Below are 23,284 nucleotides of genomic sequence, written 5' to 3' on the forward strand. Positions count from 1 at the left end.
TTATTAAAATAGAGAGAAAAGAACTCATAAACCAACAAAACTCTTTAGCTTATTATTGGACACAAAATTCACCTTTTTTTGTAATGCTGTATAATTAGATAGCAATTTAATTTTTAAAGTTTTCAGGTGATTTTACTGATTAACTATGTTTCAATTGTTGTAAACTAAATAAGTTTTATAACCTATTTTTAGCTTTGTTATATTAAAAAATTAAATTCCAGTTTATTTCAAATATAATTGTAAATTATTAAAAATAGTTGGCAGTTTAAAACTGGATAGACAATTTTATATTACAGGCCTAAATTAATAAGCTTTAAAAATTAAAATAACAAAATATAATCATTAAGGAGATTTATGAAAACTAAGAAGATAATTATAGAAGCAGATGAATGAACATTAGTTGATGACTTTACACCAAGTACAAGCAAAAAAACATCATTTCAAAGTGAAGCACAATTAGAAAATGAATTAATCAAACAATTGCAAGAACAAAAATATGAATATTTAAATATCCATAATAACGATGATTTAGTGAAAAATTTAAGAATTCAAATTGAAAATTTGAATAATTGTAAATTTAATGATAATGAATGAAAAGCTTTTTTCCAGCAAGAAATCATAAAGAAAACTGATTACAATTATAATTATTATGAAACAAAAACTATTCAAGAAGATTATATAAAAACTTTTAGTTTTGAAAATGGTCACCAAGCAAATATTAAATTAATTGATAAAGAGGATATACACAATAATAAACTACAAGTTATTAACCAGTATGAAACTAAGGGGAAGTACGAAAATAGGTATGATGTAACTATCTTAGTTAATGGACTTCCTTTAGTTCATATTGAATTAAAACGTAGAGGAATTCCAATTAGAGAAGCTTTTAACCAAATTAATAGATATCACCGTGAATCGTTTTGAAGTGATGAAAGTTCTTTATTTCGTTATATCCAAATTTTTGTAATCTCAAATGGAACAAATACAAAATATTATTCTAATACAACTCGATATAATTTCCTCGAATCACAAACAATTAAAAACCCAAAAGCAACATCAAGCAATTCCTTTGAGTTTACTTCATTTTGAGCTGATAAGAAAAATAAAACAATCACAGATTTATTTGATTTTACCAAAACATTCTTTGCGAAGCACACCATTTTAAATATCTTAACTAAATATTGTGTTTTTACTGCTAATAATAAATTATTAATCATGCGACCATACCAAATTGCAGCAACTGAAGCAATTATTAATAAAATTAAGTTGGCTAAAAATTATAAAGAATATGGTACTGATAAATCAGGAGGTTTTATCTGACATTCAACTGGAAGTGGTAAAACCTTAACTTCGTTTAAAACGGCAATATTAGCTACTAAATTAAAAGATAATAACGGGAATAAAAGTATTAAAAAAGTGTTGTTTGTCGTTGATCGTAAAGACCTTGATTATCAAACAATGCTTGAATATGATAAATTTCAAAAAGGTGCTGCTAACTCTAATTCATCTACAAAAATTTTAAAAACCCAACTTGAAGACGAGGGTGCACATATTGTTATTACAACAATCCAAAAATTGTCCAACTTTATCAAAAAATATCCTAGACATAAAGTTTATAATGATGAAGTAGTAATTATCTTTGATGAATGTCATCGTTCTCAATTTGGAGATATGCATAAAGCAATTAAAAGTAATTTTAAAAAATACTATATGTTTGGATTTACAGGCACACCTATTTTAGAAGCTAATGCTGTAGGTAGTGGTAAAATTAAAATTTGAACAACTCAAAAGCTCTTTGGTCCAAAATTACACAGCTATACAGTTTTAAATGCAATTGAAGATAAAAATGTTTTACCATTCAAAGTTGAATATGTAAATACGGTTAAAGAAAAAAGTGAGATTGATGAAAAATATGTGCAAGATATTGACAAAGAAGCAGTTTTATTAAATCCTGTTCGTATATCAAATATAGTTCATTATATTATTGAACACTTTGATCAAAAAACATATCGAAGCAAAAGTTATAAATATTCAATTACAACTAAACACCAAATAAAGCAAGAACAATATGTTAAAGGTTTCAACTCTATTTTTGCTGTTGCTTCTATAGAAGCGGCCAAAAAATACTATGAGGAATTTAAAAAACAACAAAAAGACCTTCCGCTAGAAAAGCAACTAAAAATTGGCTTGATTTATTCTTATGCTCCAAATGAAGAAATTAATAATCAAGTTTTATCAGAAGAAAATAGCGAGAGTACTGATGATTTAGATATATCATCTCGTGATTTTCTTAGCAATGCAATTCTTGATTATAATAAGATGTTTAATTGTAACTTCGACACAACAGGAGATAAATTTCAAAATTACTATAAAGATATCTCATTAAGAATGAAAAATAAGGAATTAGACCTTCTTATTGTAGTTAATATGTTTTTAACTGGTTTTGATGCTACTACGTTAAATACTTTGTGACTTGATAAAAAACTTTGAATGCATGGTTTAATACAAGCTTTTTCACGTACCAACCGGATTTTAAATAGCATTAAAACATATGGTAATATTATTTCCTTTAGACGTATTGAAAAACGAGTTAAGGATGCTATTGCTTTATTTAGCGATGAAAAAGCTTTAGGTCTAGCTCTTATAAAAACCTTTGAAGAATATTATAATGGATATACAGACGAGGCGGGAAATTATAAAGAAGGTTATTTAGATATTATTAATGCCTTACAAGAAAAATTTTCATTAGATAAATGACCAATTGTTTCCGAGCAAGAGCAAAAAGATTTCATAGAATGCTTTAATGCATATTTAAACATGAAAAACTTACTTGCAACTTTTGATAAGTTCCAAGGAAAAGAAATTTTGAGTGAAAGAGACCATCAAGATTATTTAAGTCATTACCAAGACATTAAAGATGAATGAAAGAAAAAACTGGATTCAAATCCAAAAGAAAGTATTCTTGATGATATTGTCTTTGAAATGGAATTAGTTAAAGAACATGATATTGATGTTGATTTCATTATGAATAACCTTGCCGAATACTACAAAAAAGTCAAAGATCCAAAAGAAATTGATGTAAGTGATATTTATGAATCAATTGATAGGCTGTTAAATGCCAGCACAGAATTAAGGAATAAAAAAGATTTAATTAAAGAATTTATTGCAGAACTAAATTCAAATAAATATGAAGAAAGCTTAGATTATAAACAAATCTTAGAACTGTGAAATGAATATATTTTAAGAAACTTAGAAAAAGAATTAGATACAATAACAAAAGAAGAAAATTTGAATTATGACAAAACATATAGTATAGTTAAAGATTGTTTTGAGTCAGGTCCTTCAAAACTATTATATGGTGATGATATAAATCAAATATTTAATAATAGATCTAGGTTTAGCAAACAAATTGTTAATATTAAGACAAGGAAAGAATTAGTTATCCCTAAGTTGCTTGATTTAATTGACAAGTATAAAGATACTATGTAATAATTAAGTATAGCACGAAAAGAGTCATTAAACTTCCAATAGATAAAATTTTACATTTTATAAATTGAAAATTTCCATAGATAGTTAGTGTGGTATTTTTCAAGTTTTGTTTTCGTAGATTTTTTAATAATTTAAATCATTTAATAATCTTATACTACTTTTCTGCTGCCTTTATTATTAATTTATTTTTTCTATGTTTTATTTTTGTATTGATATCTAAAAAGAAATTTAAAATCAAACAATTTGATTGTTTGATTTTTAAAATATCTAACTAGTTTTCAAACTTTCAAGATCTTTAATAATTTGATCTATCGCTACCCTTAAGTCATTTGCTTTTTGAACTGTTTGATCAATTTGCATATTTAAAGTTTTAATATCAATTTTTTCTCTTGTATCTTCTTTTTGTACATAACTTGAAACTGATAAGTTATAGTTATTTTCTTTAATTTCTGTGTTTGAAACTACTTTGGCAAAATAGTCAATATCTTCACGTTTGACAAAAGCATTAAGAATATTTTGAATGTTTTCTGGGGTTAACTTATTACTATTAGTTACCTTTACAAACTCATTACTTGCATCAATAAATAAAATATTATTATCGGCTTTGGATTTTTTTATGACCATGATTGTAGTAGCAATTGATGTTCCAAAGAATAAATTGCTTGGCAATTGGATTAAGGTATCAATATAATTATTATCAATTAAATATTGACGAATTTTTTGTTCAGCTCCACCACGATACATAATACCTGGGAAACAAACAATAGATGCTACACCTGTTACATCCAAGTATGCTAATGAATGCATAATAAAAGCAAAATCACCTTTAGATCTTGGGGCTAATACACCAGCTGGAGAAAAACGTTCATCATTAATTAAAAGTGGGTTTTTGTCACCGTCTCAATTAACAGAATATGGAGGATTAGAAACAATTACATCAAATAAAATTTGGTTACCGTTATCATTTGCAAAATATTGAGGATTTATTAAAGTATCTCCAAGAGCAATATGAAATTTATCATAACCTACATTGTGTAAGAACATATTCATTCTACATAAGTTGTATGTTGTATAGTTTAATTCTTGGCCATAAAATCCTTGTATATTATTATTGCCAAGTATTTTAATAGCTTGTAATAGTAATGAACCTGAGCCACAAGCTGGATCATAAATATTTTTAATTTCAGTTTTGCCAACACTAGATAATTTAGTTAATAATTCAGACACTTCTTGTGGTGTATAAAACTCACCACTTTTTTTACCACTATTAGCAGCAAACATACCAATTAAATATTCATATGCATCACCGAAAACATCAATACTAATATCATTATAATCGCCAAATTTTATATTTTTAATATTATTTAAAAACTTAACTATAGATTGATTTCTATGTTCTACAGTTTGGCCAAGTTTTACATCATTTAAGTCTATATTATTAAATAACCCATTGAAATTACTACTTGCTTTTTCATTACTACTTGCTGATTTAGAAATGTTCTTAAAGATATCCCCTAATTCAATATTTAAATCTGGATTGTTTGTTGCTCTTTTAACTACATTTGCAAATAATTCAGAAGGTAAGATAAAGAAACCTTTATCTTTAACTATTTCTTCTTTTATTTCTTTTGCTTGCTCGTCAGTTAAATTTTCATAATTAAAATCTATATCACCTATATCATGTTCATCTTTATTTATGTAATTTGTTAAGTTTTCAGAAATATATCTATAGAACATGAAACCTAAAATATATGGCATTAGTTCGATACCTGTTAATTGACCACGATGATCATTTGCTGCTTTTCATAAATTTCTATGTAATTCATCTCTGTGCATTAAATTTTCTTTATCATTATTCATATTAACTTTCCTTTTCTATAATTTAAATATTATTAAGTTGTTTTATTATAACATATTTTAGTCTTTTAATCCTCAAGCATTATATATTCTGCTTGCTTAATTACATCTTTAATAGCTGATTTTTGATATTGTGGAGGATAATTATATTTCTTTAAACATTCTTTAATTTTAACCCTCATTTGTGAGCGGGTGGATTCTTTTGACGCTCAATCAGTTAGTGCATATTCTTCAACAACTTCTTTGAGTTCTCTAGCAATGAGGATTAATGTCTCATCACCAAGTAATTCTTGAGCATCTTTATCCCGTGCTAGCGCATCATAAAAAGCCCTTTCACGTCCAAATACCCCTAGTTTTTGTGCCTCATATTCATCAGCAACCATTTCACTAGCAAAATCCGTCAGTTGCAAAATTGTTAAAGCAGGTGTAAAACTTGCATCACGCCCATGGTACTCTTCTAGAATTCTTCTGAGCCTTTTTGAATATTCTTGTGATTTAAAGTAATTGTGTCTACGAGATTCAGCAATTGCTCTTTGCAACAACTTTTGTACTATTTCAACAAAGATATGGGGAGGATTGCTTTTACGTAGTTGATCGATTTTTTCTTTTGTTAATAATTCAATTGCATTAAATGATGATTTTTGCTCCGCTGTTAATGATCTTACTTCATCGCCTTTTATAGCTTCCGCTAGTAACTGCGATACATATTCATTCATCTCTTTGGTGGATACAATACCAGGTTTGTTACGAAGTTTTAAAATATAACTTCGTATAGCTAGATAATAAAGAATGTCTTTTCTTTCTTGTTTACTAACAATTCCGGCACAAACCACAAATGCTTGTTTTAAAGAAAGTGATAAATCAAACATAAAGGGATCTTCGCGTTTTGCTTTATCTTCTAAGATAAATTGTGCACCTTCTTGAATTGCACGAAATCTAGTTAAAGAATCCTGGGCTCAGAATTTATCTTTTTGTATTTTATGAAACCATTCATTAAGGATACTTAATTTTTCTTTGATAACGTCATATATTTCATTTTTAATATCTTGGATGTTGTTTTCTTTGTCACGAAGAGTATATTGATCTAAGGCTTCTTCTAATGCACTATTTAAGCCAATATAATCAACAATTAAACCAGAAGATTTTCCAGGGTAAACTCTGTTTACCCTGGCAATTGCTTGCATTAGGTTATATGATTTTAAACGTTTAATAAAATACATAACTTCTAGATCTGGTACATCAAAACCAGTTAATCACATATCACAAACAATTGCAATTTTATATTTAGAAGTATCTTTTTTAAATTCATCACCCAATTCTTTACGCAATGCATTATTACCAAATAAATTTCTTAGCTCTTCAGGGTCTTTGTTTGACTCAGTAACAACTAAGATAGTGCTATCTTTGTATGCTGGATATTGAGATATTATTTCTTTATATAGTTTGGCTGCTGCCATTCTAGTTTGACAAATAATCATTGCTTTGCCATTAATAATTCCCTTACGGTTTTCATAATGTTCAATAATATCACTTGCAAAAACTTTAATCATGTCATGGTCTTCAAGTATTTGTTTGATCTTAGACATTTCATTTTTTGAACGTTCGATGGATTTTGTATCTGCTTGTTGTGTATTTTCTAAATCTTTGTAATATTGATCAATTTCTTTGAGTACTTCATCATTAGTTCAAACTTTAGCTAAACGTGATTCATAATACAATTTAACTGTTGAACCATCAATTATTGATTGGGTCATATCATATGCATCAATAATTTCGCCAAAAATATCTGTTGTTTGCTTTGTTTTAGTTGATACAGGAGTTCCTGTAAAACCAATAAACGTTGCATTAGGTAGAGCATCTCTAATATATTTCTCAACACCATATTTAAAAATTGCTTCCATCTCTTCTGTTTCTGCATTTTTTTCATATGAAACAGTTTCATAAATTCCGTAGTGGCCACGGTGAGCTTCATCAGCCATAACAATAATATTATTACGCTCGTTTTTTGGTAAGTGTTCTTTATCAAATTTAGCAATGGTACTTAAAATAATCCCGCCCTGTTTAATATTTGAAAGTTTTTTAACTAAATCTTCACGTGAACTTGCAATTACTGGCTCGCATTTTAAATAATCTTTAGCACTAAAAAATGTTTTATATAATTGAATATCTAAATCAATTCGATCAGTTAGTAAAACAATTGTAGGAACATTAAGTTCTTTTTCAATTAGTAATTTATGTGCAAGCATTACCATTGAAAATGATTTTCCACTGCCTTGTGTATGTCAGATAATACCTGCTTTACCATTTCCGTTTGGTTTAACTGTTTTTATAATTGAATTGAGTGCTTTATTAACACCAAAATATTGGTGGTATTGAGCCATAATTTTAATTGGCTTATCATTTTTATCAATTATGTAAAAAATGTTATTTTTGATAATATCAATAAGTCTGTTTTTATCAAATAAACCGTTGATAAAAACATCTAGTTTATTAATATAATCATCATTATAACCTTTTTCACCTGAGACACTCTTTCATTCATTGTAGCGATCTATTTTTGATGTTAAAGTACCCACTTTAGTATCAATACCGTCAGAAATAACTAAAAAAGAATTGTAATTGAATAAAGTTGGAATATCATACCTATAACCATCATGTTCAGAATTAGAACCAAGCTGAGCGTAAGCATGTTCTAAAGTTGCATCTTGAGCATCTTCATTAAATGATTTTAATTCCATCACAATTAAAGGAATTCCATTAATATAAATGATAACATCGGGTATTCTTATACTTTTTCCCTCTTGGAATTTAACTTGGTTTGCAACTTGAAAAGTATTATTCTCTGGGTTAAGAAAATCAATAAATCTAATCAAAGGATTTACTAAAAAATCCTTTGATTCAATTGTAATACCATCAACTAATATTTTATGAAATGCATAGTTCCTTTCGAATAATGAAGGATTATCAAGGTTTTTGACAGTATTTATAGCTTCCTGAATTACATTATCATCATTAATTTTATTAATCTTTATTAATGAATCTCTTAATAAAGATTCATTAATAAAATCATCCAAATTGCGAGTTTGGATTCAATGATCATTATCAATAGTTATTCATTGATAACCTTTTTGTTCAAGTAAAGATATAATGCTTATTTCAATGTCTTTTTCTTTTAGCATAAATGTAACTTTCTATATTATTTAGTGTAAGTAAAATTATATTTTTTAATGTTATAGGATTAGGTTATTTTTGTATTAAATAGTTCTTATGTATTATATCAAAAAGAAGTGTAATGTTATGCAATGTAAGTGTACATATCATATATGTAACAATACCTTAATAATTAACACTATCGGCAGTGTTGATGATTTGATTGAGAATTATCAAAACCAGGTTAAAGAGATTTTAAAAGTTGGGGATTTATATATCTCTCAATCTTTTAACAAGGATAACTTAACTAAGTACGCTGATATTTTTCCAGGAGGTACACCTTCTAGATCTAAACCCGAGTTTTGAAATGGAAATATTAAATGAATTAATTCTGGTGCACTTACTGATCAACCTGTTGTAACAAATACAACAGAATGCATAACGGAATTAGGGGTTTTAAAGAGTTCAACAAAAGAAGCAAACAAGGGATATACTGTGTTGTCAAGGATTGAACCAAAGATTAATAAAGTTTCTGTTATATTAGATGACAGTACATATTTTAATGAAGCAGTGTTCTGTGTAAGGGCAAAAAATACTTCCCATTATGGATTAATTTTCTTTGCTTCTCGCAAGTTAATCGACGAAATAAAAGGTTATGCTTCTGGTTCTGCACAACAACTATTAAACAAACAAATGCTTGAAGGTGGGAAAATTTACATTCCGAAAACTAGAAAAATCCAGCAATTAAATCTACTTCTAAATAAGTTACTTAAGCTAGAAGAGAAAATTCGAATTCTCAAACAAATAAAACAACAATTATTAAATAAATATTTTTAAAATTTGGTACCTTCAATAGTGGAGGTACCAAATGAAAGATTTTAAAACGTTTTTACTTCATCAAAATTTATCAAAAAATACAATTGATTCATATCAATTTGCATTAGATTTATACTTTAAACATTTTGATGAAATCACTAAACAAAACCTGTTAGCTTTTAAAGCTCTTTTAGTTGATAACTATAAAGGAAAAACAGTAAATTTAAGAATTCAAGGTATTAACAAATACCTTGAATATATTAACAAAGAAAAACTAAAACTAAAATTTATTAAATTGCAACAAAAAAGTTATCTTGAGAATGTTATTAGTGATGCAGATTATGAATTCTTAAAAAATAACTTACTTAAAGATCAAAATTATGAATGATATTTTATTGTAAGATTTTTAGGAGCAACAGGGGCTAGAGTTTCAGAACTTATACAATTTAAATACGAACATTTAAAAAGAGGCTATATAGATTTATATACTAAATCTGGTAAAATAAGGAGAATTTTTATACCTAAGAAATTGCGGATAAAAGCATTAGAGTATTATGATTCAGTTGATAGGGATACTGGTTATTTGTTTCTTAATAAAATAAAGAAACAAATAACCACCAGAGGATTATCACATCAACTAAAAGTTTTAGCTAAAAAATATAAAATGAATTTAAATGTTGTTTATCCTCATTCCTTTCGTCATAGATTTGCTAAAAACTTTTTAGAAAAAAGAAAAGATATATCCTTGCTTGCAGATCTCATGGGACATGAATCAATCGAAACAACAAGGATATACCTTAGAAAAACTAGCGAAGAACAACAAGCAATTGTTGATAAAATTGTTGACTGGTAAATCTAAAAGTATTTATTTAGAAGATTAGCTTTTATTTGCTTTAAAATGTTAATCTTCTTTTTGTTTTGAATTATTTGCTTGAAATATCAGTTTAATATTTGTTTTTCTTTATGGTCTACATTAGCATAAACTAAGAAATTTATTGATTTGGAAGCATGCTTTATTGTTGTTCCATATGTATGAATATCAATTATTTGTTTATTAATTTTGCTATTTATTTCAAAAAAGACTAATCCTTTATCTTCATTAAGACAAATAAGTTTATCTATACCAGAAGAATAGGCTCCAACTAGACCTATATTATTTCTCCCTGGTGCTCCATCAAAAGCTACAAGTATATCTTCAAAATCTGCATATGTGTAATTATCCAAAGTATCAACAAATGTATTTCCCAAAGTTTTTAAATCACCAACTCTAATGTAATTGCTTTGTCCAGGGTTTTTAGCTTCACTATATTTAGATGAACCAACCTCAAAACCTTTTTGGAATTGAACAATATTAGTTAGGGGATATAATTTCTTGCTATCATTTAAGTTATCAACAATACCCATATTCTTAATTAACTAGAAGTACTTATTTAATAAATGTTGTTTTATTTGTTTTAATTTTTCTATCTTTTGACTTAGTAAGGATAGTTCATAAATAAATGATTTATATTTTTTACCATATTCTTCAATCTGATTTTCCGATAATTTTGGTACGAGTATCTTTAGGAATGTATCGTTATTGATTCCAGCCATAGTTGTCCCTACTGAGTTTAAATCTCTTTGAATATTAAAATCGTCTGAAATAATTATTGCAGATAATAGTGAAATTGGTAATTTAGTAGATTCACTAATACATAAAAAACCAGTTGAAAAAATTGTATTTTTAACAAGATTTAAATCGTAACTTGTCACAATTATTTTTTTATTTGAATCTTTCATTTTGGCAAAGCAAACACTATTTTTAATAGGGGTCATGTTTGCTCTTGATGGTTTATTTTCATATGTAATTAAATCACCACTTGATATAGTATTTATACCATCTACTTTCGAAGTATCAATATAAATTTTTGTATTATTAAATTTATCAATGCCAGATTTTATTATTTGTGGATCATAGTGTTTGATAAACGTTTTTTCTCTAAACTGCTTCAATGATACTGATAAGATCTTACATATTATCTTGATTCTTTCTTGATAATTCTCAATCAAATCATCAACACTGCCGATAGTGTTAACTATGTGTTGTTGGGTATGGAGAGTTGGTAGTGTTAATTCCAGTTCATTTAGATTTTTTCTTGTTAATCTAGGAACTGCAGAACCCTCTCTGTGAACATTTAAGTTTTTTGTTAATAATCAATAATATAAATATCTAGGAATAACTTTTGTAACATCTATTTTAGTATAAAATAACGTATTAACAGTTCAAAAAGGTTTATTAATATAAAAAGGTGTTGCAATTGTACCTACTCTTCCAATTAATACTGATTCTTTATCATATAGGTATTTTGAAGAATATCCAATTATTCCTCCAGTCCCTAAAATTGGTATTTCACTTGAATCAACTTCAACATTTTTTTGATCTTTTCCATAACAAATTTTTAATATTTCTTTTAGTTTCATAATATGAGAACTTATAAAATTAAGGAGATTGCACAAATTATCAATGGTTCAACACCATCTACTAAAAATAAAGCATATTGAAATGGTAATATTGTTTGAATAACTCCGTCAGATTTATCATCATTTAATGGCAAATATATTTATACATCCAATAAATTAATTACTAAAGAAGGTTATGATAGTTGTTCAACTACATTAGTGCCTAAAGGTACTGTTTTGCTTACATCAAAAGCATCAATTGGCTATTTAGCTATTGCAGGGGTTGAACTTTGCACAAGCCAAGGATTTAAATCGTTGGTATGTAATCCAGGTCTACTTAATAACGAATATATGTATTACAGACTTTCAACAAAAATCAAATTTTTCAATTCAATATCTAGTGGTGCTGTTATGAAGGAGTTAACTACTAATATATTAGAAAACATCAACATAGAATTACCAAATTTAGAAACCCAACAACACATAGTTAACACTAATTGGAGTTATTAATATGAAATGTAAATTATCTGATATATCGATAATAACAATGGGACAATCACCTAAATCGTCTTCATATAATAGAATCCAAAATGGGCTGCCATTTTTGCAAGGAAGCACTACATTTGGTGATACATATCCATATTTTGATATTTGAACCAGTGATTGGAATAAAGATGCGGATATTGGTGACATCTTATTTTCTGTAAGGGCACCTGTTGGCCAATTAAATATAGCTAATACTAAAATTGCTATTGGTAGAGGTATTGCTTCGATTAAACCAACAAAGGTATCATCAAAATATCTTTTCTACCTTCTTAAGGCTAATAGAAAAAAATTCTTTACTTCTTCAACTGGCACAATCTTTGAATCTATAAACAAAGATGCACTATTTTCCATTCAATTGAATATACATTCTGATAATGAACGTAACCACATAGTTAACACTATATTATTTAATCTCTTCTTCTAAAATCTCTTTAACTTTTTCTTCTAGTTCCATGCCCTCCTTCATTAGTTTTAATAATTCAGCAGATGCAACCTTTAGTTGCTGCTTAATCTCTTCTGGAGATAATTTATTTGATTCATCTGCTCCAACATATCGCCCAGGATTTAAACTATAATCCTGGGCGATTATTTCTTCCAGTGTTGCTTTTTTACAAAAACCTGGAAGATCTGTTAGTGTATTAGACTTAAAGTCTTTATAGGCTTTAAGGATTTTGTTTATATCATCATCTTCTAATACTCTAATTTTACGAGAAATTAGTTTACCCATTGAATCAGCATTAACAAATAAAATATCTTTATTTGTTTTATCTTTATTTAAGATTCAACATTGCACTGAAATGCTGACATTAGCAAACAGTTTATTAGGTAAAGCTAAGATTGCATCAATTTTACCAGATTCAATCATAGCTTTACGAATTTTATAATCATCTTGGGTATTTGATGTTGTTGCTCCATTAGGCATTAAGATTGCAGCTTTTCCTTTGGGTGAGAGTTTTGCATACATTAATGACAATCAAGCATAATTACCATTTTTTTCAGATGGTTTACCAAAGACTCAACGCGGATCTCCTTGCAGTGAAGGTTTTCAAAACTCTTTTAAGTTGTATGGTGGATTAGCAATTATATAATCTGCTCGCAATGATTTATGTAAATCGTCGGTAAATGTATCACCATTACGATCACCAAGGTTTCCTTCAAGTCCTCTAATGGCTAAATTCATTTTAGCCATTTTTCAGGTTCCAGGATTTGATTCTTGACCAAAGATTGAAATGTTATCAATCTTACCTTGATGTTCTTTAACAAACTTAGAACATTGTACAAACATTCCGCCTGAGCCACAACAAGGATCATAAACTCTACCTTTATAAGGTTCTAAAATATCAACCATTAATTGAACTACTGATTTAGGGGTAAAGAATTCACCACCTTTAGTTGGAATATATTTAGCAAAAGCTCCAACATAATATTCATATACTTGCCCAAAAAAGTCCCCATCAGCATCTTCCATATTTAAATTATTAGTAAAAAAATCAACTAATTCACCTAAAGCAGTTTTATCTAAATCGCTTTTAGAATATGTTTTTGGCAAAATCCCTTTTAATTGGTTATTATTTTTCTCAAGTAAAATGAATGCATTATCAATTACTTGACCTAAATTATCTTGTTTGGAATGTGATGCTACATAACTTCACAATGATTCTTTAGGAACAATAAAAACGTGTTCAGCTGTATAATAATCTTCATCTTCTTCGCGGGCATCATTATACTTAATTAATTCATTATATTTAGCGATATATTTATCGCTAACGTATTTTAAAAATACTAGCCCTAAAACGATATTCTTATAATCAGCAGGATCAACTTTATCTCTTAGTTTTTCAGCTGCTTTCCATAAGATATCCTCATTTATTATTTGTGACATATCAAATTACCTCCTTTTTATAATAATTTATATATTATACATTAAGAATTAAACTATATAAATATTAAATAACTTAATTGTTAATGTTAAAAAAAGCAAGCTTTTTGCTTGCTTGAATTAAATTTTATTTGGTGGAGATAAGGGCAGTTTAGCCCCTAAAATAGATAAAAATTTTAACATTTTAGTGAATTATAAACTATAGTAAATTAGACATGGAAAAATCAACCTAAAGTACCTGAATGATTTTTCCATGTCTAATTTCATGTTAACTTTCTGAAAGGTTTTAAACACTTGTTTTAATTTTTTAAATAAATAACTACACTTGAAGGATCAATGTTGAATTCTTCTAATATATTTTTAGCTAATTTTACTATTCTATCGGCACTAAAACATGTTTCAATAAATACCTTATTTTGAATTTCGTATGGAACATGCATTCCAAAACTAGAATGGCGAATATATGGTTTGGATGTCTTTGTAAGTGTATAATCCCTATCAGCTAATTCATTAAATTTTCCTGGAACTATATCCTTAATTTCATCCATTAGACTTATGAAAAATTGTCTGAAACTTTTAATTGATATTGTTTTACCATTGAATGTATACATTTTAATTTTTGTAAATGCTAGGTTTGGCTTTTCACTAAGGTTATATGTGAGACTGTTATTTTCCCCTATTTCCTGTTTTTGAATATCTATGTTCTTGCCTTTATGCCTATTGCAAATTTTGTGAACAAGCTGTGCATTTTCAAATTTTGTTTGCCCGCCACTTGAATAAGGAACGATATGGTCTATTTCGCCTTCATTCACATAAAGGATTTCATTTTGACAAATAGCACATAAAGATTTTTGGTTTTCGGTAAGTTGTGGTTTTAAATGCGTATCAAAAGTTCTTGAATCTTTCTTGAAGGGGTTATCTCCAACTATTGATGATATTAAATGTATTATAGTTAAAATTCTTTTTAGTACCCTATCCCTTGAACCACTAGAAGCGTAACAAGCATTATGATACTCATCATCATAAAGTTTTTTATAATTAATCTCTTTACGGATGATATCAGATTTTGCAATAAGCTTATTTCTATCAAATAAAGAAAATGCTATCATTATTGAGTCATAAAAAGTTGCACTAAATGTATTTAATATTTTTTTATTATCATAATCAACTGCAGCAAATGCATCAGTGCCAAGCACTTCTTTTACAATACTTAAAGTTTTGCTAAATATTTCTTTGTCTTGTTGGACTTGCTTTTCATCATCATATTGGTGTGCCTTCATGTAATTATTTAGGTGAACTTTCATACTTTGTTTATATGAGAAAAAATCAATTAAAGCAAAGAATCTTAAAATTTTCTCTTGATAAGCCATTCTATTATTTTCTGACTTAAACATAACTGCTACATTTTGATTTTTAGCAAGTTGGTTAATCATTGAATTATAATATCCACGATATACACAGTTTCTTATTTCTTGTTCTTTTAATGTAACAGCACCTTGATTTAGTCTTTCAAAGATCTCATATTTAACATCATTTGAATCTTCATCAATAACTATGGTTCTAATATAAGTCTCTTCTACAACATTTTGAAGCTTGTCATCTAAATCTTTAAAATATTTCCCTTCTAATTCGCTAAAAACTGCCATTCCTTTTAATTTATATTTATTTCTAATAAAATTTAAGAATGACATAATTCTTTGCTGTCCATCTACAACTAATAATTTTCCATTTTTTTCTTCGCTACAATAAATTGTTGGAAGTGGAATTTTCATTAACGCAGACTCAATCAATCTTGATGATTTTTCTATCGAATAGACAAATTCCCTTTGAAATTCTGGGTTTGTTTGAATTCTGCCTTTTTGTTCCATTATATTAAACTCGCGAATAGTTGAATCTTTTGATTGAAAGTGTAGTTCTTTTTTCATATTTTACTTCCTTATTTTTTGAAAAGTTCATGTTAACTTTTTGTTATATTTTAATCCGCCAGTTTTATTGTAAAAAACAATTTTATCCCCCCCAATTAAATAAGGAAGATTCCTTATTTAATTGGGGGGGATAAATACCTTTTGGTCTAAAATTAAAACTTTTTTACTTTTGTAATTTTGGTGGAGATAAGGGGAGTTGAACCCCTGTCCACATATGAACACTTAGTTACTTCTACAGTTTAGGTCATTTTAATAATAATATAAGCAAAAACAACCAAAACAACTTATATTATTTTGCTAATCTCATTATTAAGTCGCAACTTTAATAACTATCCTTAAAAGACCTGTTTAACTAACTTAAGGAGCATTAATTAAACAACTTGCATGCTATTTATTAAGCGAATGCAAGATTTGCTTGTTGTTGGTACATACTTAATGTAGCAACTTTGTCTTCAGATTTTCCGTTTAAGAAAGCCTAGTAGGAATTATAGTCTCCCACACTACTGCAATAACTAAGAACCCATACATGTCGAAACCATTATATCCCCAGATCTAATAGTTTTTTAAGGTTTTGAGAATTTTTTTATTAACTTCTTCTTTAGCGAGTTTTGCCCGTTTGTCGTATTTTTTTAAACCTCTTGCTAAGGCTAACTCTATTTTAACAATTGAATTCTTGTTAAAATACATTTTTAAAGGAATTAATGTTAAGGGTTGAGTTTCTAATTTAAATTTTAACTTACGAATCTCATTTTTATGCATTAGTAATTTTCGATCTTGAGTTTCATTACATTTTACTTGCATATATTGTTTAAAAAATGATTCTTTAAGTCATAATTCATTTTTATATATTGAACAAAATGAATTAGTTAGCGCAACTTCAGATGCCCTGGCACTCTTAACTTCTCAACCATCTAAGGACATTCCAGCCTCAAATGTTTCTAAAATCTCATAATCACGTTTTGCATTTTTATTTGTTGTAATGATTTTCATAAGTTATTAATATTTTACTATATTTTTTAAAGTTTATGTTTATCTTAATTAAATTGTTTTTGTTTTTATTAATTGGAAATGTCACATGCAAGTTTTTTGCATGTGACATTGTTTTTGTCTGCCTTGTAATAAAATAGTTGTATTAATAAATTTTAAAAAATGAAAGGAGACTTTAAAATTATATGAAAAATTTAGAAAAATATATTTGTGTTTTTGACAAATATCGAAAAGAAAATAAATATCAACATTTTAAAATTGAAGAGAATTATAACACTATTTTGAAAATGCAAGGAGCACTTGAGTCGCAACGAAAATTACGATCAGATCAAATCGATCTAGAACAACTTTATAATATTTTACAAGAACTTTCTGAAGGCTTCTCAATCTAAGAAGTAGCCAAGATATTTGATAGAGACATTCTAAACATGGACAGCAAAATTTAACATTTTAGTAACTTATAATGACATTGCAAATTGCTTTGGCGTTTTTCAGTTTAAGTTTGATTGAATTCGATCGTTATTATACCAAACTACATATTCTTGTATCATATCATTAAGTTCATTGAATGTTATTTTGGAATAATCTAAATCATTTAATAATTCGGTTTTAATGATCCCAAACCAATATTCAATTTCTCGATTATCAAGTGAGTTTCCCACTCTTGATAACGAAATAACGCCACCAATATTTTGAACTTCTTTAATATATTGATGATGTGTATATTGAAAGCCATGATCTGAGTGAATGATAAAATTTTTGGGTTTGTATTGTTTTAATGAATTTAAATTGTCTAAAACTAGTTCTAGATTATTACTTCTTGATAATTTAAAACCAACAATTTGTTTAGTTTTATGAGACAAAATTGCAGACAAATAAACGTGTGATTCCAACACGTCTTTTTGTGCTTTTATATATGAAACATCAGTTGCATAAATATTTCGATTGTTTTGATCGTTATAATCACGATTTACGAAGTTATCAATTTGTGAAGATACATTTTTAATTTCTTTTCGTTTTGATTTTTGTCTAAGCTTACATTTTAGGCCTAAAAGGTTCATATATCTCCCTAAAGAACGTTCGCTTATATCTATTTTGTATTTTGAGATATGTAAACACTTAGCTTTAGCCTTCCATATCTTGACTTTGTTTCTGCGAACGATTTTTCGATTACATCACTATATTTAGGGAGTTTTTGTGAAATTTTAATCTTATGAGTTTTAGAAATTGTTTGTCTAGAAATGCCAAAAACTTCTGCAAGCTTAACATAACTTATACTAAAACTTTTAGATTCAATAACTTTCTTACTTTTGGGTAATTCGTTGGTAATTTCATAATATCTTTTAGCTATTTGTAACAAATCATCACGATCAAAAATATCTCAATTTGGTTCTCTTTTCGTCTTAGGACTGCCACTTCCTTTTTTGCGGTTTTCGCCTTTCTTTGTCTGCAATAAGTCTTCCATACCTAAATTATAATACTTAATTATTTTATTAATTCTAACTTTTACACTATTTCTTTGTAAGTTTTTTGTTCCTGGTGATATTTGGTAAATAGCCCGAAAAGCACCTGGGAAACCTGACTTTTGATATTCTTCATATATTTTTGCAAATTCTTCTTTCTTTAAATGTCTTGACATAATTTTCCTTTCAAAAAATTTTTTCGTTGGTACCAACGAATGGTAACAGAAAAGTTAACATTTACATGTTAACTTTTCTGTCCGGCTTTATTCGAAGTATAAAAAGCAAAATTAAAATTATTACAAATCGCAGACCACTTAGTTTAGATAAACAAAATCGTTATGTTTGTCCTAAGTGTTCAAAAAGAGTAATGCGGGTTAAAACCCTTAATTTCACCAAGCTATACGAACATTTATTAGGCTATTCATTTTCGCGACTCTTTTTTGTAAGTGATGTAATTAAAGAGAAATGAAAGGCCTACAGAAAATATTGGTATAGTGAACTTAATACATACAATAAAAATAGAAATAAAAAGAATTTGCAGCAAAAAGAAGTTAAGAAATCAGTTACCTATCTTGTTAATTCTTTTAAAAAATTATCGCCTGATGAATTTGCTCCTTCGCCTAGTACAATTTATAAAATAATTAAAAAATACCCTTATTTTAGACAGGGAAGAAATATTCGGACAAAATCCGAATATTTTTAATATAAAGAAAAAGAGGTAGTTATGAGACATTTAAAGACTAAAGAATGAATCAAAATTTTTGACATATATGATAAATACTTGAACCTGGGAATAACCAAAGCAGAATTTGAAAATTTCTGTTTTGACATCAGAAAAGCATACTGAAATAAAGAATCAATGAAAAATATGTTAAAGAAAAGAAAACTGTATAATTTAAATATGAACATAGAATCACAAAGCGGTAAATCACCCAAGAAAGATAAAGGTGTTGGGAGAAAGAAAAAGAAAGTTCTCGATTATACATGAATTAATACTCTTAAAGATGATGAAAAAGATGCAGTTATAAAATACTACTATCGAATTTTTAATGAAAATAATATTGATGCAGATATTAAAAATATTAAAGAAATTGAAAATCTTTCATCAAAATACAAGGCAAAAATTTTTTTAATAGCAAGATCCACATATTATGAGAAATTGAAAGATAACAACAAAGCTAAAGAGATAAATGTCAAACACAAAGAAATAATTTTTAAAAGTTTTGTCGAAAATAAAGAAAGGTATGGACGAAGGAGGCTTGCTAAATATATTTTCCAAGAATATAATATTCAAATAAATCCTAGAACCCTTGGGAATTATATGAAAAAACTTAATTTAAAAACATTTGTTAGACAAAAACGTAAAAACAAAGAATCTAAAAATACTTGTGTTAAAGTGCCTGATTTAGTAAAACGAGATTATAATTCAATCAACAATAATATATATGCAACAGACGTGACCTACATACCAGCACCAAAAGACATTGAGCAAAATCATATTTATTTATCCGCAATTATCGACCATAAAACTAAGTTTGTGACCTATGAATTATCACTTAGAAATGATACCGAACTAATTTTGAATAATATCAGTAATACAAAATTCAAAAAAAATTTTATTTTACATTCTGACCATGGATCTGCTTATTCGTCGGTTGAATATACTAAAAAAATAGAATTGCTAAAAGGTAAAATATCAATGTCAAGAATTGGCAATAGTCTAGACAACCGTGAAATTGAATATTTCTTTTCAATTCTTAAAAGCGAGATTTTTCCAAATTTTGATCAAACCTGTAAAAGGCTTACTTTTATTGAATTATCACAAAAAATCAAAGAATTTATAAACTGATATAATTATAAAAGAATAAGATAAAAAAACCTTCCCAAAGCATTCCGTTTGGCTTAGCCAAATGGTATGGTTAGGGAAGGTAAAACCGTCCGAAAAAAAATTCCCAGTTTATTTCCTTGATTTTGACCATATTGTTAAAAAATCTGAAGGCAAATATGGCATAAGGAAGAAGAAGCAAACCAAACCTAAAACATTAAAATATGCTACAGAAATTTCAAAACGTCCAGCTTATATTAATGATCGCTCTGAACACGGACATTTTGAATTAGACACCGTTATTGGTAAAATCAATGATACATATTGTATTGTGACGATAATTGAACGGCAAACCAGAATGTCTTATGCTATGCTCTCAAAACGCAACTCCAAAGCTATCAAACAAACTCTTCTAAAACTAATCAAGAAACATAACTTATACATTAAAACTTTAACAGTTGATAATGGTAGTGAAAATGTCTTATTGCACCAGGTAATTCCAACTGAAAGATTATTTAAATGCCAACCATATAGTTCATGACAAAAAGGTTCAATAGAAAATATGCACCGCTTAATTAGGTATTACATTCCCAAAGGAAAAAGCTTAGATAAATACTCTCAACAAGAAATTGATTATATGATGGAAAAAATAAATAACTATCGACAAGTTGTCCGGCAATATAAGATAACCTAAAATTTTTTTAATCCCCCGCCTTTGATTGCAATCAAAGGGGCCTTACTTTTGGCAAAAGTAAGCAAAACCGACGAGAAAACACTGCCGTGTTTTCTGTTTTCGCATACATTTTTTTATCTAAAAATTATGTTAAAATTAAATGACAATTATTTTGTTAATATCTCGCAAGTGACTTTTCCAAAAAACAATGGCTGTAATATTTAAAAAAACGTTTTACAATCATAAAAAAAACTTTATAATATTATTAATTAAAATTTAATTCACTTTAAGAAACTATTAATACTTAATTATTATAATAGAACAAAGGAGCAATATATGAAACGTATATTATGCGAATACAAACCAACTCAAAATAAGCAATTTCCTTGAGTTTTAAGACACCCAAAGGTTAAAACTGCATTAGGAGTTTTTAAAACTCGTAAGGATGCTTTAAACTGATTCTTATCATTAAGATATGAATCATGAGCACAATTCCATACACCTAAAAAAATCTGAGGAGGGCACGTATATGGTGTCTTTAACAAAGACGGTGTATTAGAATACGAACTAGAAGTTGACAAATACGATGGTAAATTATCTTATGACGAAACTTCTAAAGAAATTAATTTAACAGAATTTAACACAATTAATTTCTTTGAAGTTGAAAACCATTTAGCAACTTTAGAACCAAATGTTGATTATAAAATTTTAGATGATCATACTACTTATTTCCCTGCAGTTGACGACTTTATTCCGCCTGTAAGAAAGAATTCTAAAGATATTAAAATTGAAGAATTAACTAAAGAATTAAATTCATTAGATGAATTATTAAAAAACCTTGATGGTAAATCTAACAAAGAAATTGAAGAACTTAAAAATAAACTACAAGATACTAACCAAGATAAAGAAGCTTTACTTAAAGAAATTCACGAACTAAGAAATAGATCAATGGTAACTAAAACAGTTGTTGAACAAAAAGTTCATGAAGTAGTGAAAGAAGTACCAGTTTACATCGAAAAAGAAGTTTTAAAAGAAATACCTGTTGAAATTATTCGCGAAGTTTTAGTTGATCGCCCGGTTGAGGTAGTTAAAGAAGTTATCGTTGAAAAAGTAGTAGAAAAACCAGTTGAAGTTATTAAGGAAGTGGTGATTGAAAAACCAGTTTCATCTGGACAAGTAGTTAAAGAAGTACCAGTTTACATCGAAAAAGAAGTTTTAAAAGAAATACCTGTTGAGGTAGTTAAAGAAGTTATCGTTGAAAAAGTAGTAGAAAAACAAGTTGAAGTTATTAAGGAAGTAATTGTCAACAAAGAAGTACCTTCACAAGGTGCATGTCCAATTAAAGATTGTGATAAAGTTAGATATGTATATTTCTATGAAGGATGCAAAGCAACTAAACTTCGTTCATTAGCTTTATATGCTAAAAACCTTGAAGCTATCGCACTTTCATACCCACAAGAGTTAGTTACATCTGTTAGAGACTTCAGAGAAATTGAAGAACAACTGAGAAATGTTTTAAATGCTGAAAAATCATTAGCATCAGAATTAGAATTACCAGAAGATAAAAGATTACTAAAATTAGTTGCTAAATCATTAGCGGCCTCAACAAAATTACTTTCAAGTAAGATTAAAGGATCTGAAGATCTTACTTACGTTCCTGAAACCTTTATTTATTACAAAGAACAAGCACCAGAGTCACGTTTAGCGCGTGTGTTATCATTTGTATTATATGGTAATAAGCATGTTGCATTTGTACCGGAACAAGACTATAAATACACTCTTTCACCTAATTCATGTAAAAAATCACACTTTGTGGTATTCGAATCATTTGAAACTGTTGAAAAATTAGTTCCAAGTGTCCAAGAAGTAGTGCAAGAAGTGGTCGTTGAAAAAGTTATCGACCGCCCAGTTGAAGTTATTAAAGAAGTAATTGTTGAAAAACCAATTGAAATTGTAAAAGAAGTACCAGTTCAAGTTATTAAAGAAGTGGTAGTAGAAAAACCTGTTGAAGTTGTAAAAGAAGTAGTAAAGGAAGTAATTGTTGAAAAACCAGTTGACGCTCCAGCTACAAAAGAAGGATGACCAGTTGGATTCTGAGCACTTATCCTATATGCCTTAGGATATGTAATCTTATTAGCTGTTGTTGTTATTTTAGCAGTCTGATATTACAATGGGCTATAATTAACTTAAAATGCAAACATTTGTTTGCGTTTTTTTATATACTTTAAAATAAGA

Annotated in this window: 19 protein-coding genes and 1 other RNA gene; 10 read left to right on the forward strand and 10 right to left on the reverse strand. The window is 27.8% G+C overall.

Going from position 1 to position 23,284, the window contains the following annotated elements; translation table 4 throughout:
- Positions 1-354 precede the first annotated feature (354 nt).
- Positions 355-3,489 (forward strand): type I restriction endonuclease subunit R, encoded by a 3,135-nt coding sequence (locus tag AC0B4S_RS01285; protein ID WP_465101315.1) that lies wholly within the window; start codon positions 355-357, stop codon positions 3,487-3,489.
- Between the two features lie 267 nt (positions 3,490-3,756).
- Here AC0B4S_RS01285 and AC0B4S_RS01290 read toward each other — a convergent pair whose 3' ends face one another.
- Both AC0B4S_RS01290 and AC0B4S_RS01295 read right to left on the reverse strand, forming a co-directional pair.
- The gene (locus tag AC0B4S_RS01290; RefSeq protein ID WP_465101316.1) at positions 3,757-5,349 is read right to left on the reverse strand and encodes a type I restriction-modification system subunit M; all 1,593 of its coding nucleotides are present in this window, start codon (positions 5,347-5,349) and stop codon (positions 3,757-3,759) included.
- A gap of 65 nt (positions 5,350-5,414) precedes the next feature.
- Complete coding sequence (locus AC0B4S_RS01295) at positions 5,415-8,525, reverse strand: type I restriction endonuclease subunit R (protein ID WP_465101317.1); 3,111 nt, start codon at positions 8,523-8,525, stop codon at positions 5,415-5,417.
- Positions 8,526-8,643: 118 nt separating this feature from the next.
- On the opposite strand from AC0B4S_RS01295, the gene AC0B4S_RS01300 reads away from it, so the two are divergent.
- A complete protein-coding gene (locus tag AC0B4S_RS01300; protein WP_465101318.1) occupies positions 8,644-9,333 on the forward strand; it encodes a restriction endonuclease subunit S in 690 nt (229 codons plus the stop codon).
- 31 nt (positions 9,334-9,364) lie between these two features.
- Entirely contained in the window at positions 9,365-10,165 is an 801-nt protein-coding gene (locus AC0B4S_RS01305; RefSeq protein ID WP_465101319.1) for a tyrosine-type recombinase/integrase, read from the forward strand.
- A 2-nt stretch (positions 10,166-10,167) separates the two neighbouring features.
- On the opposite strand, the gene AC0B4S_RS01310 is transcribed toward AC0B4S_RS01305, so the two are convergent.
- A complete protein-coding gene (locus tag AC0B4S_RS01310; RefSeq protein ID WP_465101320.1) occupies positions 10,168-10,716 on the reverse strand; it encodes a restriction endonuclease subunit S domain-containing protein in 549 nt (182 codons plus the stop codon).
- 12 nt (positions 10,717-10,728) lie between these two features.
- Positions 10,729-11,772 carry a restriction endonuclease subunit S gene (locus AC0B4S_RS01315; RefSeq protein WP_465101321.1) on the reverse strand — a complete coding sequence of 348 codons (1,044 nt, stop codon included), beginning with the start codon at positions 11,770-11,772 and terminating at the stop codon, positions 10,729-10,731.
- 3 nt (positions 11,773-11,775) lie between these two features.
- Between AC0B4S_RS01315 and AC0B4S_RS01320 the strand changes: the two genes are divergently transcribed.
- Together AC0B4S_RS01320 and AC0B4S_RS01325 are read left to right on the forward strand one after the other, a co-directional pair.
- On the forward strand, positions 11,776-12,261 hold the full coding sequence (locus AC0B4S_RS01320) for a restriction endonuclease subunit S (RefSeq protein ID WP_465101322.1): 486 nt from the start codon (positions 11,776-11,778) through the stop codon (positions 12,259-12,261).
- A 1-nt stretch (position 12,262) separates the two neighbouring features.
- On the forward strand, positions 12,263-12,721 hold the full coding sequence (locus tag AC0B4S_RS01325) for a restriction endonuclease subunit S (RefSeq protein ID WP_465101323.1): 459 nt from the start codon (positions 12,263-12,265) through the stop codon (positions 12,719-12,721).
- Here the strand turns inward: AC0B4S_RS01325 and AC0B4S_RS01330 are convergent.
- The 4 genes from AC0B4S_RS01330 to smpB form a co-directional block, all read right to left on the reverse strand.
- Entirely contained in the window at positions 12,701-14,179 is a 1,479-nt protein-coding gene (locus tag AC0B4S_RS01330) for a type I restriction-modification system subunit M (protein WP_465101324.1), read from the reverse strand. The two genes, AC0B4S_RS01325 and AC0B4S_RS01330, sit on opposite strands and share 21 nt — an antisense overlap.
- Before the next feature lie 296 nt (positions 14,180-14,475).
- Positions 14,476-16,101, reverse strand: a complete 1,626-nt coding sequence (locus AC0B4S_RS01335) for a GmrSD restriction endonuclease domain-containing protein (RefSeq protein WP_465101325.1) — start codon at positions 16,099-16,101, stop codon at positions 14,476-14,478.
- A gap of 178 nt (positions 16,102-16,279) precedes the next feature.
- Positions 16,280-16,649: a transfer-messenger RNA gene (gene ssrA, locus AC0B4S_RS01340) on the reverse strand.
- Between the two features lie 4 nt (positions 16,650-16,653).
- Positions 16,654-17,091 carry an SsrA-binding protein gene (gene smpB, locus AC0B4S_RS01345; RefSeq protein ID WP_465101326.1) on the reverse strand — a complete coding sequence of 146 codons (438 nt, stop codon included), beginning with the start codon at positions 17,089-17,091 and terminating at the stop codon, positions 16,654-16,656.
- A 182-nt stretch (positions 17,092-17,273) separates the two neighbouring features.
- Between smpB and AC0B4S_RS01350 the strand changes: the two genes are divergently transcribed.
- Positions 17,274-17,480, forward strand: coding sequence for a hypothetical protein (locus tag AC0B4S_RS01350; RefSeq protein ID WP_465101327.1), 207 nt, complete (start codon positions 17,274-17,276; stop codon positions 17,478-17,480).
- A gap of 66 nt (positions 17,481-17,546) precedes the next feature.
- On the opposite strand, the gene AC0B4S_RS01355 is transcribed toward AC0B4S_RS01350, so the two are convergent.
- Together AC0B4S_RS01355 and AC0B4S_RS01360 are read right to left on the reverse strand one after the other, a co-directional pair.
- Positions 17,547-18,149, reverse strand: a complete 603-nt coding sequence (locus tag AC0B4S_RS01355) for a transposase (protein ID WP_465101328.1) — start codon at positions 18,147-18,149, stop codon at positions 17,547-17,549.
- 29 nt (positions 18,150-18,178) lie between these two features.
- Entirely contained in the window at positions 18,179-18,727 is a 549-nt protein-coding gene (locus tag AC0B4S_RS01360; protein ID WP_465101329.1) for a hypothetical protein, read from the reverse strand.
- 65 nt (positions 18,728-18,792) lie between these two features.
- Here AC0B4S_RS01360 and AC0B4S_RS01365 point away from each other — a divergent pair, with 65 nt between their 5' ends.
- The 4 genes from AC0B4S_RS01365 to AC0B4S_RS01380 all read left to right on the forward strand — a co-directional run bounded on the left by AC0B4S_RS01365 (position 18,793) and on the right by AC0B4S_RS01380 (position 23,230).
- Positions 18,793-19,254 (forward strand): hypothetical protein, encoded by a 462-nt coding sequence (locus AC0B4S_RS01365; RefSeq protein ID WP_465101330.1) that lies wholly within the window; start codon positions 18,793-18,795, stop codon positions 19,252-19,254.
- Between the two features lie 21 nt (positions 19,255-19,275).
- The gene (locus AC0B4S_RS01370; RefSeq protein WP_465101331.1) at positions 19,276-20,424 is read left to right on the forward strand and encodes an IS3 family transposase; all 1,149 of its coding nucleotides are present in this window, start codon (positions 19,276-19,278) and stop codon (positions 20,422-20,424) included.
- A 37-nt stretch (positions 20,425-20,461) separates the two neighbouring features.
- Positions 20,462-21,070, forward strand: coding sequence for an IS30 family transposase (locus tag AC0B4S_RS01375; protein WP_465101332.1), 609 nt, complete (start codon positions 20,462-20,464; stop codon positions 21,068-21,070).
- Positions 21,071-21,385: 315 nt separating this feature from the next.
- Entirely contained in the window at positions 21,386-23,230 is a 1,845-nt protein-coding gene (locus AC0B4S_RS01380) for an MAG3090 family protein (RefSeq protein ID WP_465101333.1), read from the forward strand.
- The last annotated feature ends 54 nt before the right edge of the window (positions 23,231-23,284 follow it).

It is taken from the genome of Mycoplasma sp. 6934 (assembly GCF_055523595.1).